This window comes from Microbacterium sp. M4A5_1d, from assembly GCF_053345465.1.
On sequence record NZ_JBKFAD010000001.1, the window covers coordinates 292627 to 308589 of the forward strand.

Genomic DNA, 15963 nt, shown 5'->3' on the forward strand with positions numbered 1-15963 from the left:
TCTACGCGGAGTCGTCGTCGTGCCCGTCCGGAACGGAGAGCGAGCTCCGCGCGGCCCGCTGCGCTTCGCGGACGCGCTTGCGGAGGTTCTTGTCCGTGATCTCGCGGTCGCCGACGGCTCCCGGCGTCCAGATCTCGACGTCCGCATCGTCGTACGACGGCTTCTTCAGCGCGCGCTTCCGGACATCGGGCGGGATGGCCCCCGGAGCGAGGCGGCGGGCGGTGATGAGGAATCCGGTGTGAGCCACCATCCGGTGGTCCGGGCGCACGGCCAGACCCTCGACGTGCCAGCCGCGGATCATCGTCTCGGACGCGTCGGGATCGGTGAACAGGCCCGTGCCGCGGAGATACTCGGCGACACGGCTGAGCTGGGTAGCAGTGGCGACGTAGCAGAGCACGACGCCCCCGGGGGCGAGCGCGTCGGCGACGGCGTCGATGCACTCCCACGGCGCGAGCATGTCGAGGACCACCCGGTCGACCGTCCCCGGCTCGACGGCGTCGGGCAGGCTCGCGACGAGATCGCCGACGATGACCGACCAGTTCGCGGGGGTACCGCCCGTGAACGTGGCGACGTTCGCCTCGGCGACCTCTGCGAACTCGGCGCGTCGCTCGAATGACACGAGCCGTCCGTGGTCGCCGATCGCCCGAAGCAGCCAGAGCGACAGCGCGCCCGAGCCGACACCGGCCTCGACGACGGTGGCGCCGGGAAAGATGTCGGCCGCGGCCAGAATCTGAGCCGCATCCTTCGGGTACACGATCGCGGCACCACGGGGCATCGACATCACGAAGTCGCGCAGCAGGGGGCGGAGTGCCAGGTACTCGTGCCCACCGCTGTTGGTCGCCACCGACCCGTCGGGCTGGCCGACGAGGACCTCGTGGCGCAGCACGCCGTGGTGGGTGTGCAACTCGCCGCCCTCTCGGAGGGTGATCGTGTGCATCCGTCCCTTGGGGCCGGTCAGCTGGACGCGGTCGCCGTAACGGAAGGGGCCGCGGGGCTGGAGGTCGTCGGTCATGCGGAAGCTCCGAGTCGGTGGAGGGTGAAGAGATCGGCCAGGTCTGCCACCGAGCGCCCCGCGAGGGAGTCCCAGAGAGCGTGAGCACCGAGGCCGTGCAGTGGGACCATCAGCGGTACTCCGAGTGCGACGGCGCCGGAGGCGACCGCCGAACGCAGGCCGTTGGGTGAGTCCTCGATGGCGACGGTGTCGGCGACATCGACCCCGAGCGCTGCGCACGCCTGGAGGTAGGGGTCGGGGAACGGCTTGGGGCGGGCCGCCTCGTCGCCGGCGATGACGACGTCGAACGCCTCGAACGGGATAGACGACACGACGGTGTCGGCCATGCTGCGCATCGACATGGTCACGAGCGCCGTCTTGATCCCGGCTTCGCGGAGCCCGGAGAGCATCTCGCGCGCACCCGGGCGGAACGGAGTGCCGCCGCGGCGCAACTGACCCGAGACCGTCTCGGTGAGGTGGTCGATGATCTCGCGCGTCTGCATCCGGACACCGGCATTCTGCAGGATGCGCGCGGAGTCCTCGAGCCCGAGTCCGACGAGGCTGAGCGCCTGCTCGGGCGTCCACACTCCCCCGAAGCTCTCGACGAGCGGACCCTCGGCCGCCATCCAGTACGGTTCGGTGTCGACGAGCGTGCCGTCCATGTCCCAGAGGACCGCGGCAGGGGAACGAGAAGTCATCCGCACCATGTTACCGATGCAGGGGTGAGACGCCGCGTGGCCCGACCCGCATGCGCTGGCCTCGGCGTATCGTGGAGCAGACCCGCTCGCGCAGAGCGAGCCGGCTCGGAACGGAGGACGGGTTGAACAGTCTGGGACGCCGCGTCCTCGTGGTCGCGTTCGACGGGTGGAACGATGCCGGCGAAGCCGCGACCGCCGCCGCGACACAGCTTCGCGAATCCCGTCCCTATGACGCCGTCTACTCGGTCGATCCCGAACTGTACTTCGACTACATGTACACGCGGCCGCACGTCCAGGCCGACGCTGACGGCCGCCGCTCGCTGAAATGGCCGGATGCGACGATCTGGCGACCGCGCGCGACGGCACGCGGCACGCGTCTATGGGTCCTCAGCGGCGCCGAACCAGCGCGTGCCTGGAAGTCGTTCGCGGCCGAGCTGGTGGATGCGGCGCTGAGCGAGGACATCACCGGTGTGGTCGCGCTCGGCTCGATGATGAGCGACGTTCCCCACACTCGTCCCATCACCGTCTTCAGCGGAAGCGACAACGAAGAGCTGCGCACGGCGCTCGGTCTCGAGCGCTCGACCTACGAAGGCCCCGTCGGCATCCTGTCGGTCATCGCCGCTGCGGCGGAGGAGGCCGGGATCCCTACGGCGGCACTGTGGGCGAGCGTGCCGCACTACGTCGCGGGCCACTCGCCGTCGCCGAAAGCGACCCTGGCGCTTCTCGACAAGCTCGAGGGCATCACGGGCGCCAAGGTCGCCCGCGGCTCGCTGCCGGGTGATGCGCTCGCCTGGGAGGCGACCATCGACGCCGCGGCGGCTGACGACGAGGAGATGACGGAGTACATCCGTCAGCTGGAGCAGACCCGCGACACGTGGGACTCCCCCGAAGCTTCGGGGGACGCCATCGCGCAGGAGTTCGAGAGGTACCTCCGGCACCGGGGCGACGGCGGCGACGGCCGTGGCCTCGGTCGCGGCCCGCATCGCTGAGACGCGCGCCGCGACCGTCCGGCCGGCTCAGTACGCCTGCAGGACTCCGAGCGAGAGCAGAACGATCAGCACCGCTCCGAGCCCGACACGATAGAGCACGAACGGCAGGAAGCTGCCGCGCTTGAGGTACTGCATCAGGAAGGCGATCACGGCGAGTCCCACGCCGAAGGCGACGACGGTGGCCACGGCGGTGTCGACGAGCGAGAACACCGACGCTCCCGGCTCACGGATCGCCTGCAGCAGCTCGTAGAGACCGCTGCCGAACACGGCCGGCACGGCGAGGAGGAACGCGACCTCTGCGGCCGCGGGCCGGGTGTACCCCAGCGCGAGCCCCATCGTCGTGGTGGCGCCCGAGCGCGATACGCCCGGGATGAGCGCGAGCGCCTGCGCGAACCCGAGGGCCAGACCGTGACCGTACGTCAGGTCCTTCTCGGTCCGGACGCGTCGCCCGAGCGCGTCGGCCGCCCCGAGGATGAGGCCGAAGACGATGAGCACGATCGCGACGAGCCAGAGATTGCGGAAGGTGTCGCGGATGACGTCCTGGAACAGGAACCCGAGAACGCCGATCGGCAGGGTACCGATGATGACGATCCAGCCGAGACGAACGTCGGCATCGTCACGCGGGACCGAACCGTTGAACGAGCGGAACCAGCGACCGATGATGCGGGTGATCTTCTTCCAGAAGTACACCAGCACGGCCAGTTCGGTCCCGATCTGAGTGATCGCGGTGAAGGTGGCGCCGGGGTCCTGCGCGGACGGCAGGAACTCCCCCACGATGCGCAGGTGGGCGCTCGAGGAGATCGGCAGGAACTCGGTCAGACCCTGGACGATGCCCAGGATGATGGCCTCGAGGAGCTGCATGGGCGGCCTTTCAGTACGTGCGGATGAGATCGATGAGCACGCGCTGCCCGAAGACGAGCGCGTCGATCGGGACGCGTTCGTCGACACCGTGGAACATACCCGTGAAGTCCATGTCGGCCGGGAGGCGCAACGGCGCGAAGCCGAATCCTGCGATGCCGAGCTCGGACAGCGCCTTGTTGTCGGTGCCGCCGCCCATGAGGTACGGCAGCACGGGCACGCCGGGATCGTGTCGGCCGAGCGCGCCGACCATGGTGTCGACGAGCGACCCCGCGAAGGGGACCTCGAGGCCGATGTCGCGATGCACGATCTCGATACGGATGTCGTCGCCGACGATTCGCTGGATCTCCGCCAGCACCGCATCCTCCTGTCCCGGGAGCGTGCGCACGTCGATCGCAGCGGACGCGGCATCGGGGATGACGTTGTGCTTGTACCCCGCGGTCAGACCCGTCGGATTCGTCGTGGTCCGGAAGGTCGACGCGAGGAACGCGGACGTCGGCCCGGTCGCGTCGGCGACGGCATCCGGATCCGACGCGTCCCGGCCACTGAGCGCCGCGAGGTCGTCGACGAGTCGTCGGGTCGTGCGCGTGAGCTCGATCGGCCAGTGCGCGCGACCGAGCTTCGCGACGGCCTCGGACAGACGCGTGATGGCGTTCTCCGGATGCAGCCGGCTGCCGTGGCCCGCTCGTCCGGTGGCGTGGAGCCGCAGCCAGACGAGGGCCTTCTCGCCGACCTGCAGCAGGTATGCCCGGTGCCCGTCGACGCCGATCGAGTATCCGCCGACCTCGCTGATGGCCTCGGTCGCACCGGCGAACCACTCGGGCCGATCGCGCACGACGAGCTGCGATCCCTCGACCCCGCCGTTCTCCTCGTCGGCGAAGAACGTGACGACGAGATCGCGCTCGGGCTGCTCCCCCGCGCGCAGGAGCTCGGCCACGGACGTGAGGATCATCGCGTCCATGTCCTTCATGTCCACGGCGCCGCGACCCCACAGCATCCCGTCGCGGACGACGCCCGCGAACGGGTCGACGCTCCAGTCTTCCGCCACGGCCGGCACGACGTCGAGGTGGCCGTGCAGGACGAGAGCCGGCTTCGCGCTGTCGCGACCCGGTATGCGCACAGAGACGTTCGTGCGCCGCGGGATCGGCTCGTAGTACTCGGGTCGAAGTCCGAGCGCCTCGAGATAGGCCCCCACGTACTCGGCCGCTTCGCGTTCGCCGCGCGAGCGCCCCTCGCCGAAGTTGGTCGTGTCGAAGCGGATCAGATCCCGCGCGACGCGGGCGACCTCGGGCAGATCGTCGTACTCGGACATGCTCTCCACGGTAGTCGTGAACCGTTCCGGGAAATGACGAAGGGCTCCGTTTCCGGAGCCCTTCTTTCACTGTGCGCGAGGGGGGACTTGAACCCCCACGCCCTATACGGGCACTAGCACCTCAAGCTAGCGCGTCTACCTATTCCGCCACCCGCGCAGTGTTTTTCAGTTGTTCCCAACCGAGGAACAACACTAACACGTCACCGGCGGGGCGGAGAATCGTCGGCACGCCGGGCGTGGCGCGCCGACGACGTCACGATCTCACGCGTGATCGCAGGACCGCGATGCGCGCCTGGAGCTGGGCCACGGTCGCATGCGACACAGCCGGTCCGCCGCACACGCGACGAAGCTCGGCGTGGATCTGGCCGTGCGGCTCACCGCTCTGGCGGGCGTACAGGCCGACGAGGCTGTTCAGGAGCTGTCGCTGCTCCTTCAGCGACCGGTGCAACGGCTCGGGCAGTGTCGACTCGGCGCTGGGAGCATCCCCGCCGGATGCGGCACCCGCTGCGCTCTCGCGTGCCTCGCGGCTGTGCCGGTGCTTGGTCTGCCGCGACTGGCGCTGCATGAGCAGCTCGTGCACGTGCTCGGGCTCGAGAAGTCCGGGGATGCCCAGGAACTCCTCCTCCTCGGGCGTGCCGGGCACCGCGAGCTGGCCGAACTCGGCGCCGTCGAAGAGGACGCGGTCGAAGTGGGCGACGGAGCCGAGCGCCTGGTAGCTGAACTCCTGGGTGAGCTCATCGGAGGCCTTGTCCTCGCTCTCCGCCTCGGCGAGGAGGGTGTCTTCGAGGCCGTCGTCGTCGCCTGCCTCTCGGTCGAGCGCGTGGTCGCGCTGACGCTCCATCTCAGCGGCGAGGTTGAGCAGGACGGGCACGTTCGGGAGGAAGACGCTCGCCGTCTCGCCGCGACGACGAGCCCGGACGAAACGCCCGATCGCCTGCGCGAAGAACAGCGGGGTCGAGGAGGACGTGGCGTAGACGCCCACCGCGAGCCGCGGAACGTCGACGCCCTCGGACACCATGCGCACCGCGACCATCCACCGGGTGGTCGACTGCGCGAAGATCTCGATGTTGCCCGACGCGGACTTGTCGTCCGACAGCACGACGGTCGGCGCCTCGCCGGTGATCTGATGCAGGATCTCCGCATACGCCCGCGCCGCCGTCTGGTCCGTCGCGATGACGAGGCCGCCGGCGTCGGGCACGTCCTGGCGCACCTCGCTCAGGCGACGGTCTGCAGACCTCAGCACGGCGGGGATCCAGTCGCCCTCGGGGTTCAGCGCGGTGCGCCACGCCTGCGAGGTGATGTCCTTCGTGTTGTCCTGGCCGAGGTGGGCCTCGAATTCGTCGCCGGTCTTCGTCCGCCACTTCATGTGGCCGGCGTAGACGAGGAACAGCACAGGGCGCACGACACCGTCGGCGAGGGCGCGTCCGTAGCCGTAGTTGAAGTCCGTCTTGGAGAGGCGGATGCCCTTCTCGTTCGGGTGATACTCCACGAACGGAATCGGAGCGGTGTCGCTTCGGAACGGTGTTCCCGAGAGAAGCAGACGTCGCGTCGCCCTGCCGTAGGCCTCGCGCAGCGCATCGCCCCAGCTCAGCGCGTCGCCGCCGTGATGGACCTCGTCGAGGATGACCAGCGTGCGGGCATCCATCGTCAGCCGCTGGTGGACGGATGCCTTCACCGCGACCTGCGCGTAGGTCACCGCGACGCCGTGGTACTGCCGCGACGGCATCCCGTGGCGGTTGCTGAAACGCGGATCGAGACGGATGCCGACTCGGCCGGCGGCATCCGCCCACTGCGTCTTGAGGTGCTCGGTGGGGGCGACCACGATGATGCGATCGACAACGTCACGGCGCAGCAGCTCCGACGCCAGGCGGAGAGCGAACGTCGTCTTACCGGCGCCGGGGGTCGCAGCGGCGAGGAAGTCGCGCGGTCCGCGTCCGACACCCTCCGGGCCGTCGGCGCCGAAGTACTGGTCCAGCGCCTCTGCCTGCCACGCACGCAGGCGCTGAGCGGTACCCCACGGCGCACGCTGCGGGAACGAGGGTGACAGGTGTTCTGCGGCGAAGCTTCCGAAATGCTCCTGGGGGTCCTCTGTCACGATGGACCACCTTAAACGACCCCACCCACACGATCGCCCGGCACGAGATAGCGTGGCAGGTACGGAGCTTCGAGGAGGGTCATGAGAAACAACGAGCCATCCGAGGACGCGCGGCGCACACCCTATGTGCCGAACGAGACCGCTCACCCGTGGCGTCGCATGGTCGCGATCGGCGACTCGTTCACCGAGGGAATCGGCGACCCCGAGCCCGGCAGCCCCGGCGGGCACCGCGGCTGGGCCGACCGCGTGGCCGAGGTGCTCAGCTCACAGGTGCCCGACTTCGCGTACGCGAATCTCGCCGTCCGGGGCAAGCTCATCGGCCAGATCGTGACGGATCAGATCGAGCCCGCACTCGCGCTCAAGCCCGACCTGGTCACCTTCTCGGCGGGCGGCAACGACGTCATCCGACCGGGGTCCGACCCCGACGCCGTTGCGCAGCAGTTCGAAGATGCCGTCGTACGCCTGTCGTCGACGGGCGCGACGCTCGTGCTCTTCACCGGCATCGACACCAACTTCACCCCGGTCTTCCGCGGCATCCGCGGCCGGGTGGCGATCTACAACGAGAACATCCGGGCGATCGCCGACCGTTACGACGCGATCGTCGCCGATCAGTGGGCGCTAAAAGAGGTGCAGGACATGCGCTTCTTCGACGACGACCGGCTGCACTACAACTCGCTCGGCCACCACGAGGTTGCGCGCATGGTGCTGCGGGCGCTCAACGTGCCCAACGACCTGCAACCGATGCAGCCCGACACGACACCGGTGCTGACCTGGCGGGCGGCCCGCGCGAACGACCTCGTCTGGGCTCGCGAGTACCTCATGCCGTGGGTGCTGCGCCGGCTCCGGCATCAGTCCTCGGGCGACCACATCACCGCCAAGCGGCCCGAGCCGCTGCCCGTCCTGCGGCGCGCCGACGACCCCGACTGATCAGCGCAGGGCCCAGAGCGACACCGCGGCGGCCGCGGCGACGTTGAGGGAGTCCACTCCGCCGGCCATCGGGATGGTGACGACGGTGTCGGCGACCGCGAGGGCGCGCCGGCTGAGCCCGTCGCCCTCGGTCCCCATGAGCAGTGCCACCCGATCGCGCCGCGCTGCGGCGAACTCATCGAGCGGGACGGCTCCGTCCGCGAGGGCGAGGGCGGCGAGGTGGAGACCGGCCTCGTGGAGCAGCGGCGCCGCCTCCGGCCAGGCCGGCAGACGCGTCCACGGCACCTGGAAGACCGTGCCCATGCTGACGCGGACGCTGCGGCGGTAGAGGGGGTCGGCGCAGCGCTCGCTCACGAGCACCGCATCGGCCCCCAGACCGGCGGCAGCTCGGAAGGCGGCGCCGACGTTCGTGTGGTCGACAATGTCCTCGAGCACCAGCACGAGCCGGGCGTCCGCGACGATCTCACTGACCGGTGCCGTGACGGGCCGGTGCATGGCGGCGAGGGCTCCGCGGTGCACGGCGTAACCGGTCACCTGCTCGGCGACCTCGTCCGAGACGACGAAGACCGTCGCGTCGCCTGCGAGGTCGGCCACATCCGGAAGCCATTTCTCCTGCACGAGGAACGAGCGCGCGCGGTGCCCTGCTGCGTGAGCGCGAGAGATGACCTTCGCCGACTCGGCGATGTAGAGGCCGCCTGCGGGCTCGAGCACCCGGCGCAGCGCGACATCGGTCAGGTCGCGGTAGTCCGAGAGGCGGGGGTCGGTGGCGTCGTCGATGCGGATCACGGGCACTGTCTCAGCCTGTCACGTCGCCCGGGCGATGCGCTGACGCTCGTAGAGTGGGACTGTGACGAACCCCGACCTCGAGACGCCCGCGGGCGACGAGATCGACAACGCCCTGCAGGTACTCGCGGGCCGTCGCATCGCGGTGCTCACTGGAGCCGGCGTGTCGACCGACTCGGGCATCCCGGACTACCGCGGCGCCGGAGCGCCGGTGCGCACGCCCATGACGGCGCAGCAGTTCCTCGCGAGCGCTGACGCGCGTCGGCGGTACTGGGTCGGCAGCCATCTCGGCTGGCAGGCTTTCGCGGCGGCGCGACCGAACGACGGGCATGCGGCGCTGGCGGATCTCGAGCGCTCCGGCGTCGTCACGGGCGTCATCACGCAGAACGTCGACGGTCTGCATCTGCGGGCCGGAAGCAGCCGGGTGGTCGAGCTGCACGGAACGATGCGACGCGTGTTCTGCCTGCACTGCGGTCAGGTCTTCGACCGGCGCGATCTCGCCGAGCGCGTGGAACGGGACAATCCGTGGATCACGGTCCCCGAGAACGTCGAGCTGGGCCCCGACGGCGACGTCCCGCCCGCGACGAGCGACGGCTTCATCGTGCCCACGTGCACGGTCTGCGGTGGCATGCTGAAACCGGATGTCGTCTTCTTCGGCGAGTTCGTGCCGCGTGAGAAGTTCGCGGAGGCCGAGCAGCTGGTGCGCACGAGCGGCGCGCTCATCGTCGCCGGGTCGTCGCTGGTGGTCAACTCGGGCGTCCGGCTCGTCGAGCGCGCACGCCGCCGCAAGCTCCCGGTGGTCATCATCAACCGAGGCGCGACGCGCTCCGACCCGAAGGCAACCGTCAAGATCGATGACGGCACGAGTCATGTCCTGCGTGTGTTGGCCGACGCGCTGCCGTCCCGGCGGTGAGGTCGAGGTCGGACGACCGTCAGCGTAGGGTCGAGAGGTGACCATCCTGACCCTCGTGCGCCATGGTGAGACCGACTGGAATCGTGAACGGCGGATCCAGGGCTCCACCGACATCCCCCTCAACGACACCGGACGTGAGCAGGCTCGCGCTGTCGCCGCCGCCCTGCGGGAGTCGCTCGACGGGGATGCGGTCGTTGCCTCCAGCGACCTCTCGCGCGCAGCCGAGACGGCTCGGATCATCGCAGACGGGCTGGGGGCCGCTGCGCCGCGCACCTATCCGGAGCTGCGGGAGCGCGGCTACGGGGATGCCGAGGGCGTCGGGGTCGAGGAGTTCCACGCTCGCTGGGGCGAATGGGCCGTGGCCGACGTGCCGAACGCGGAGCCGTGGCCGGTGGTCCGCGAGCGGGCGCTGCGCGGGCTCGAGCGGGCCGTCCGCGATGCGCGTGCCACCACGGCACCGATCGCGGTGCCGCTGATCGTCGTCGCGCACGGCGCCCTCATCCGTGAGGTCATCCGGCATGCGACCGCAGAGGAGTTCCCGTTGCAGGGAGTCCGCCTCGCCAACGGATCGGCCCACACCTTCGTCATGGAGCGCGAGCGTCTGCGCCTCATCGACTCCCCCGCGCTCGCGACGATCTGACCCTGCCGCCGCCCCGTCGCTCGCCGCGAGAGGCGATGCTCCGAGGTGGGGCTCCGAGCGGTGTATCGTCCAGCATCATGACCATGCACGACCGCGTCGACCTCGCGTTGCTCGAAGCTCTCGCCGATGACCCCCGCGCGACGGTGGTCGCGCTCGCCGAGCGCCTGCGCATGTCACGCAACACGGTCCAGGGGAGGATGGCACGGCTGGAGCAGTCGGGTGTCTTCCTCTCGTACGAGCGGTCGATCTCGATGCGTGCTCTCGGCTTCCCGATCGAGGCGCTCATCAGCGTCGTGCTCCGTCAGCCCGACCTGCCCCGTATCGCGCAGGAGCTCGCAACCATCCCCGAGGTGCTGCAGGCTCAGGGGCTGAGCGGTCAGGTCGACCTGATGGTCCGCGTGGTCGCGCGCGACACGCAGCACCTTTTCGCCGTTGACGCGCGCATCCTCGCCATCGATGGGGTCGAACGCACGGAGACCTCGCTCATCATGGACGACGTGATCCCGCACCGGGTCAAGCCGCTGCTCGCTGAGGGGCGCGCGGGCTGACGGCTGCCGGTGCGCGTTCGGCGTCGAGCCGCACGAGGACCACACCGACGAGGATGAGCGCCCCGCCGACGAACTGGACCGGCGCGGGCGCCTCGGCCAGGAGCAGCCACGCGAAGCCGAGTGCGAACAGAACCTCCGAGAGACCGATGAACGATGCCAGACGCGACCCCGTGCGCGGAACCGCGGAGACTCCCAGGGCGTAGGCGGTCCCGGTCGCGGCGCCCACCCAGAGCAGGACGACGATGGGCGGCAGCTGCATCCCGACGACGTCTGCGAGCACGGTGCTCGTCGCGAAGGGCAGGAAGCCCGTGAGAAGGAGGGTGCCGATGATCGCGCTCGCGATGACCATGCCTCCGGCGGCCAGGACGAGGGGCGGCAGCGTGTCGCCGGTGCGCTCGGCCATGACGAAGTACACGCACGTGCAGAGGGCGGCACCGAGGGCGAGGAGAGTGCCCCAGAAGTCGAAACGGGCTCCGGCGATGTCGACGACCAGCACCAGACCCGCCATGGCGACGACGGAACCGGCGATCACCGTCGGTGACGGTCGGCGGCGGGTGGTGAGCCATACCCAGATCACCAGGAGGACGGGCGCCAGATACTGGATGAGGAGGGCGACGGCGACCGGCATCCGCTGCATCGCTGAGAAGTAGAACAACTGGCAACCGACGACGGGCATCGCACCGAAAGCGATCAACGCGAGTCCGTGCCGGCGCAGGAAGTGCCGTTCCCGAGCGATCGCGCGAATCAGGAACGGCGACAGCACGAGGGCTGCGACGCCGATCCGGATGAACAGCGCGGCGCCGAGCGACCAGCCGTTCTCGAGGAGCGGCTTCACGAGCGGACCACTCGACGAGAACGCCAGCGCGGAGGCGATGGCCATGGCCATGCCCGCGGTTCGCCTGCCCGGGACGCCAGTGGGCGGTGTCTCCGGTGCGCCTGCGATGATGGGCAGGGGCGCGGTCGGGTTCGTCATCGGCAGCCTCGGTGGTCAGGGGTGAAAGTTATCTACACTCGTGACAGTAACGCTCGCGATCGTCAGGAGTCAACGTGGTCTTCATCCATGACACGGAATTGTCGCTGCGCGCGACTGCTGCACTGGTCAACACGCTCCCGCTCACGAGCGCGGACGCCGCCGACACGCTCGTCGACGGGGACGACCTGGATGCCTTTCTCACCGAGTTCGCCTTCACCGGCGCGATCGTGCGCGACGAGGCGGAGCTGCAGGCGATGCGCGGCATCCGGCCGCGCCTTCACGAGCTCTGGGAGCTCGACCGGGACTCCGCCGTGCCCCACGTGAACGCGATGCTGCGCGACGGCCGCGCGCAGCCTCAGCTGGTGATCCACGACGGATACGACTGGCATATCCACGCGACTCCCGACGACGCGCCTCTGGCAACGCGCGTGCTCGTGGAGGCCGGCATGGCGTTCGTCGACGTCATCCGCGCCGACGCGTACGACCGCGTGCGGATCTGCGCCGCCGACGACTGCGCGGCGGTCTACGTCGATTTCTCCAAGAACGGTTCGAAGCGCTACTGCGACACCGGCAACTGCGGCAACCGCATGAACGTCAACGCGTACCGTCGTCGGAAAGCGCGAGAAACCGCCTGATCGCGGCGGCGGCCTCGCGGGGCTTCTCGTAATGGATGAGGTGCCCCACGCCGTCGATCTCAACCAGCTCGGCCACGGGGAACAGCTCGCGCAGCCGGCGTTCGGCCTCGATCGGGGTGATGTCGTCCTGAACGGCGGCGACGAGCAGGGTCGGCTGAGAGATGCGCGGAGCGAATGCGCGGACGTCGTTCGAGACGGACGTCACGAAGGCGTCGCGGAGCACGTCGCGATCGGCGAAGCTCGAGAAGTACGTGTCGTGCTGCTCATGGACGAACCGGCGCAGGGTCCGGTCTCGCGTCTTGACCATCGCGAGGCTCATCACCCGGACGATGAGGCGATTGCGCAGCAACGCTTCGCCCGCTCGCCGCGGCAGGCGCGCCCCGACGTCGTAATACCAGACAGCGAGGCGCGTGAAGACCCCACGGGGTCCCTCGAGCGCGGGCGCCCCGATGGGGTTGATGAGGATCAGCCGAGGGGTAGGAAGCCCGCCCGCCACCGCGGCGGCGGAGACGATCGAGCCGAATGAGTGGCCGACGACCACCGCGCCGGGAGCGACCACGGCCGCGAATGCGGTGAGCCAGTCGGCGTATGTCTCGAGGTCGTGTTCGCGTCCCGGTATCGCGGGGGTCTCGCCGAAACCCGGCAGGTCGGGCATGATGACGCGCACGTCGCCGAGGTGAGCGACGACGGGCTCGAGACCGTGGTGCTCTCCCCGGAACCCGTGTACCGCCAGGAGCGTCTGAGGTGCATCGTCGCGCCCGTAGACCCAGTACGCGGTCGTTCCGCCGAGGATGTCGGTCTCGAGGCGGCGCACCGGGATGCGCGCGAGCAGGGAGTCGTACGGAGAGACGGTCGGCACCCGTCGAGTCTACGGAGGCGGCGCGTCGGATCCGGCGTGTCCGACCCGAGCCGTAGCCTCGATTCCGTGGAGCCGGATCGCCCTCTCGTCGTCGCAACGCCCGAACTCGACCTATGGCCCGGCTCGGCACCCGAATGGTGCCAGGTGGTCGGGGTCTTCGATCTGGAGACAACGGGCGTCGAGGTCACCGTGGATCGCATCGTGACGGCGCACGTCGGCGTCCTCGACGCCGACGGAACACCGGTGCGGGCCGACAGCTGGCTGGCCGACCCGGGAATCGACATCCCCGATGGTGCGGCGGCGATCCACGGCATCACGACCGAGCACGCCCGTCGGCACGGACGGCCCGCGGCCGACGTGGTCGCGGAAGTCGTCGCCGCCCTGCGGGGCCTGTTCGACGCCGGCATCCCGGTGGTGGCGTACAACGCGCCGTTCGATTTCTCGATGCTCAAGTACGAAGCGCTCCGGCACAGGATCGATCCGATTCACTCGCCCTCCCCCGTCATCGATCCGCTCGTCATCGACAAACGGTACGACCGCTACCGCCGCGGGAAGCGCACGCTGTCGGTCGTCGCCGAGCACTACGCCGTCACGCTCACCGGGGCGCACGAGGCATCCGCAGATGCGATCGCAGCGGGGCGCGTCGCGCAGATTCTCGCTGAGCGGTTCGCCGATGGGCTGCCGTCGACCGCCGCCGAGCTTCACACCCGCCAGGTCGGCTGGGCGCGGGCCCAGGCGGAGAGTCTCACCGAGTACTTCGTGAGCATCGGACGGATCGACGCCGACGTCGACGGGTCGTGGCCCATCCGCTGATCGGTCGGCGTCCGGAGGCCCGCCGGGCGGAAAGCGAGGCCCGGCAGGTGGGCGGATGAGGCCGCCGCGAGGGCGGCCCCGACCTGCGAGGCCGCCCTCGCGGCGGTGCGACGATCCTCAGACCGCGGTCAGCTCCGACGAGCGCTCGCGGGTGCGGATCGCGCGGTTGACGCACGATACGACGGCCTTCAGGCTCGCGGTCGAGATGTCGCCGTCGATGCCGACGCCCCAGAGTCGCTGGTCATCGACCTGCAGCTCGACGTAGGCCGCCGCCTGAGCGTCGCCACCCGAGCTCAGCGTGTGCTCGACGTAGTCGTAGAGCGAGATGTCGAAGCCGCGGTCGCGCAGCACCGCGAGGAACGCCGCGATCGGGCCGTTGCCGACACCGGACACATCGTCGTGCTCGTCACCGTCGCGCAGTGTGACGTCGAGCCGGACGTCACCCGACATGTCGCTCTGCGTGCGGGTGCCGAGCAGCTCGAACCGGCCCCACTTGTCGTCGTCGGCCGGTGCGGGCAGGTACTCGTCGGTGAAGATCGACCAGATCTGCTCGCTCGTGACCTCGCCGCCCTCGGCATCCGTCTTCTCCTGCACGACTCCCGAGAACTCGATCTGCAGCTTGCGCGGCAGATCCAGGGCGTGGTCGGTCTTCAGCAGGTAGGCGACGCCGCCCTTGCCCGACTGCGAGTTGACCCGGATCACGGCTTCGTACGAACGACCGAGGTCCTTGGGGTCGACGGGCAGGTAGGGCACCGCCCACTCGATCTCGTCGATCGAGACGCCGTCGGCAGCCGCACGTGCGGACATCGCCTCGAAGCCCTTCTTGATGGCGTCCTGGTGCGAGCCGCTGAACGCGGTGAACACGAGGTCTCCGGCCCAGGGGCTCCGCTCGGGCACGGGCAGCTGGTTGCAGTATTCGACCGTGCGCTTGATGCCGTCGACGTCGCTGAAGTCGATCTGCGGGTCGATGCCCTGCGTGAACAGGTTGATGCCGAGCGCGACGAGGTCGACGTTGCCGGTGCGCTCCCCGTTTCCGAACAGGCAGCCCTCGATGCGGTCGGCGCCGGCCATGTAGCCGAGCTCCGCGGCAGCGATCGCGGTGCCACGGTCGTTGTGGGGATGCAGCGACAGCACGACGTTCTCGCGATGCGCGAGGTGACGGCTCATCCACTCGATCGAGTCGGCGTACACGTTCGGCGTGGCCATCTCGACGGTTGCCGGCAGGTTGATGATGACCTTGCGGTCGGGCGTCGGCTCGAAGATCTCGATGACCTGGTTGCAGACGTCGACGGCGAACTCGAGCTCGGTGCCGGTGTAGCTTTCGGGCGAGTACTCGTAGTAGACGGCGGTCTCGGGGATGGTCTGCTCGTACTGGCGGCACAGGCGCGCGCCCTCGAGTGCGATGTCGATGATGCCCTGGCGGTCGGTGCGGAAGACCACCTCACGCTGCAGGATGCTCGTCGAGTTGTACAGGTGGACGATCGCTTGCTTCGCGCCGGCGATCGCTTCGTACGTGCGCTTGATGAGGTGCTCGCGAGCCTGCGTCAGCACCTGGATCGTCACGTCGTCGGGGATCAAACCGTCCTCGATCAGCTGGCGCACGAAGTCGAAGTCGGTCTGGCTCGCGCTCGGGAACCCGACCTCGATCTCCTTGTACCCCATCTTCACGAGCAGCTCGAACATCACGCGCTTGCGCTCGGGACTCATCGGATCGATGAGCGCCTGATTGCCGTCCCGCAGATCGACGGCGCACCAGCGGGGCGCCGTCTCGATGCGCTTCGCGGGCCAGGTGCGGTCGGGCAGATCGACGCGGATCTGCTCGTGGAACGGCCGATACTTGTGGATCGGCATGCCCGAAGGCTTCTGGTTGTTCTCCATGGTCGTCTCGCTCTTCCTCATCGGGTGTGACGGGCCAACGCGAAGCTCCGC

Annotated in this window: 16 protein-coding genes and 1 tRNA gene; 7 read left to right on the forward strand and 10 right to left on the reverse strand. The window is 69.4% G+C overall.

Features of this window, described 5'->3' with window-relative positions; genetic code table 11:
- Nucleotide 1: 1 nt before the first annotated feature.
- Both ACLBWJ_RS01300 and ACLBWJ_RS01305 read right to left on the reverse strand, forming a co-directional pair.
- Nucleotides 2-1012, reverse strand: a complete 1011-nt coding sequence (locus ACLBWJ_RS01300; protein ID WP_447659601.1) for a tRNA (adenine-N1)-methyltransferase — start codon at nt 1010-1012, stop codon at nt 2-4.
- Nucleotides 1009-1689, reverse strand: a complete 681-nt coding sequence (locus ACLBWJ_RS01305) for an HAD family hydrolase (RefSeq protein ID WP_282500976.1) — start codon at nt 1687-1689, stop codon at nt 1009-1011. The genes ACLBWJ_RS01300 and ACLBWJ_RS01305 overlap by 4 nt, the downstream gene beginning before the upstream one ends.
- 122 nt (nt 1690-1811) lie before the next feature.
- Here ACLBWJ_RS01305 and ACLBWJ_RS01310 point away from each other — a divergent pair, with 122 nt between their 5' ends.
- Nucleotides 1812-2678 (forward strand): PAC2 family protein, encoded by an 867-nt coding sequence (locus ACLBWJ_RS01310; protein ID WP_274177893.1) that lies wholly within the window; start codon nt 1812-1814, stop codon nt 2676-2678.
- 27 nt (nt 2679-2705) lie between these two features.
- On the opposite strand, the gene ACLBWJ_RS01315 is transcribed toward ACLBWJ_RS01310, so the two are convergent.
- The 4 genes from ACLBWJ_RS01315 to ACLBWJ_RS01330 form a co-directional block, all read right to left on the reverse strand.
- Complete coding sequence (locus tag ACLBWJ_RS01315; protein WP_112614784.1) at nt 2706-3539, reverse strand: undecaprenyl-diphosphate phosphatase; 834 nt, start codon at nt 3537-3539, stop codon at nt 2706-2708.
- Between the two features lie 10 nt (nt 3540-3549).
- Nucleotides 3550-4848, reverse strand: a complete 1299-nt coding sequence (locus ACLBWJ_RS01320; RefSeq protein ID WP_282500974.1) for a M20/M25/M40 family metallo-hydrolase — start codon at nt 4846-4848, stop codon at nt 3550-3552.
- 72 nt (nt 4849-4920) lie between these two features.
- Nucleotides 4921-5005 (reverse strand) — tRNA-Leu (locus ACLBWJ_RS01325).
- A 96-nt stretch (nt 5006-5101) separates the two neighbouring features.
- Nucleotides 5102-6946: a DEAD/DEAH box helicase gene (locus ACLBWJ_RS01330; protein WP_404568564.1), complete on the reverse strand. Its 1845-nt coding sequence runs from the start codon at nt 6944-6946 to the stop codon at nt 5102-5104.
- Nucleotides 6947-7024: 78 nt separating this feature from the next.
- On the opposite strand from ACLBWJ_RS01330, the gene ACLBWJ_RS01335 reads away from it, so the two are divergent.
- On the forward strand, nt 7025-7870 hold the full coding sequence (locus ACLBWJ_RS01335) for an SGNH/GDSL hydrolase family protein (RefSeq protein ID WP_282500973.1): 846 nt from the start codon (nt 7025-7027) through the stop codon (nt 7868-7870).
- Here the strand turns inward: ACLBWJ_RS01335 and ACLBWJ_RS01340 are convergent, their stop codons facing one another.
- A complete protein-coding gene (locus tag ACLBWJ_RS01340) occupies nt 7871-8662 on the reverse strand; it encodes a TrmH family RNA methyltransferase (RefSeq protein ID WP_447659602.1) in 792 nt (263 codons plus the stop codon).
- Between the two features lie 55 nt (nt 8663-8717).
- Here ACLBWJ_RS01340 and ACLBWJ_RS01345 point away from each other — a divergent pair, with 55 nt between their 5' ends.
- From ACLBWJ_RS01345 to ACLBWJ_RS01355, 3 genes are all read left to right on the forward strand, one after another.
- Nucleotides 8718-9566 (forward strand): Sir2 family NAD-dependent protein deacetylase, encoded by an 849-nt coding sequence (locus tag ACLBWJ_RS01345; RefSeq protein WP_447659603.1) that lies wholly within the window; start codon nt 8718-8720, stop codon nt 9564-9566.
- A gap of 37 nt (nt 9567-9603) precedes the next feature.
- Nucleotides 9604-10206 carry a histidine phosphatase family protein gene (locus ACLBWJ_RS01350; protein WP_114589498.1) on the forward strand — a complete coding sequence of 201 codons (603 nt, stop codon included), beginning with the start codon at nt 9604-9606 and terminating at the stop codon, nt 10204-10206.
- A gap of 77 nt (nt 10207-10283) precedes the next feature.
- Nucleotides 10284-10754, forward strand: coding sequence for an Lrp/AsnC family transcriptional regulator (locus ACLBWJ_RS01355; RefSeq protein ID WP_274177888.1), 471 nt, complete (start codon nt 10284-10286; stop codon nt 10752-10754).
- Here the strand turns inward: ACLBWJ_RS01355 and ACLBWJ_RS01360 are convergent.
- On the reverse strand, nt 10720-11727 hold the full coding sequence (locus tag ACLBWJ_RS01360; protein WP_274177887.1) for a DMT family transporter: 1008 nt from the start codon (nt 11725-11727) through the stop codon (nt 10720-10722). The genes ACLBWJ_RS01355 and ACLBWJ_RS01360 overlap by 35 nt on opposite strands.
- Before the next feature lie 74 nt (nt 11728-11801).
- Between ACLBWJ_RS01360 and ACLBWJ_RS01365 the strand changes: the two genes are divergently transcribed.
- The gene (locus ACLBWJ_RS01365; RefSeq protein ID WP_274177886.1) at nt 11802-12362 is read left to right on the forward strand and encodes a CGNR zinc finger domain-containing protein; all 561 of its coding nucleotides are present in this window, start codon (nt 11802-11804) and stop codon (nt 12360-12362) included.
- Here ACLBWJ_RS01365 and ACLBWJ_RS01370 read toward each other — a convergent pair.
- On the reverse strand, nt 12322-13221 hold the full coding sequence (locus ACLBWJ_RS01370; RefSeq protein WP_447659604.1) for an alpha/beta fold hydrolase: 900 nt from the start codon (nt 13219-13221) through the stop codon (nt 12322-12324). The two genes, ACLBWJ_RS01365 and ACLBWJ_RS01370, sit on opposite strands and share 41 nt — an antisense overlap.
- A gap of 144 nt (nt 13222-13365) precedes the next feature.
- Here ACLBWJ_RS01370 and ACLBWJ_RS01375 point away from each other — a divergent pair, with 144 nt between their 5' ends.
- Nucleotides 13366-14034 carry an exonuclease domain-containing protein gene (locus ACLBWJ_RS01375; RefSeq protein ID WP_447660079.1) on the forward strand — a complete coding sequence of 223 codons (669 nt, stop codon included), beginning with the start codon at nt 13366-13368 and terminating at the stop codon, nt 14032-14034.
- A 117-nt stretch (nt 14035-14151) separates the two neighbouring features.
- Here ACLBWJ_RS01375 and leuA read toward each other — a convergent pair whose 3' ends face one another.
- Entirely contained in the window at nt 14152-15912 is a 1761-nt protein-coding gene (gene leuA, locus ACLBWJ_RS01380) for a 2-isopropylmalate synthase (protein WP_269266218.1), read from the reverse strand.
- Between the last annotated feature and the right edge of the window lie 51 nt (nt 15913-15963).

Bases quoted from the DNA above. Each gene is read 5' to 3' on its own strand.
- ACLBWJ_RS01335 (WP_282500973.1), top strand. From the start codon at position 7,025: ATGAGAAACAACGAGCCATCCGAGGACGCGCGGCGCACACCCTATGTG.
- leuA (WP_269266218.1), bottom strand. From the start codon at position 15,912: ATGGAGAACAACCAGAAGCCTTCGGGCATGCCGATCCACAAGTATCGG.
- ACLBWJ_RS01300 (WP_447659601.1), bottom strand. From the start codon at position 1,012: ATGACCGACGACCTCCAGCCCCGCGGCCCCTTCCGTTACGGCGACCGC.
- ACLBWJ_RS01305 (WP_282500976.1), bottom strand. From the start codon at position 1,689: ATGACTTCTCGTTCCCCTGCCGCGGTCCTCTGGGACATGGACGGCACG.
- ACLBWJ_RS01360 (WP_274177887.1), bottom strand. From the start codon at position 11,727: ATGACGAACCCGACCGCGCCCCTGCCCATCATCGCAGGCGCACCGGAG.
- ACLBWJ_RS01320 (WP_282500974.1), bottom strand. From the start codon at position 4,848: ATGTCCGAGTACGACGATCTGCCCGAGGTCGCCCGCGTCGCGCGGGAT.
- ACLBWJ_RS01355 (WP_274177888.1), top strand. From the start codon at position 10,284: ATGACCATGCACGACCGCGTCGACCTCGCGTTGCTCGAAGCTCTCGCC.
- ACLBWJ_RS01315 (WP_112614784.1), bottom strand. From the start codon at position 3,539: ATGCAGCTCCTCGAGGCCATCATCCTGGGCATCGTCCAGGGTCTGACC.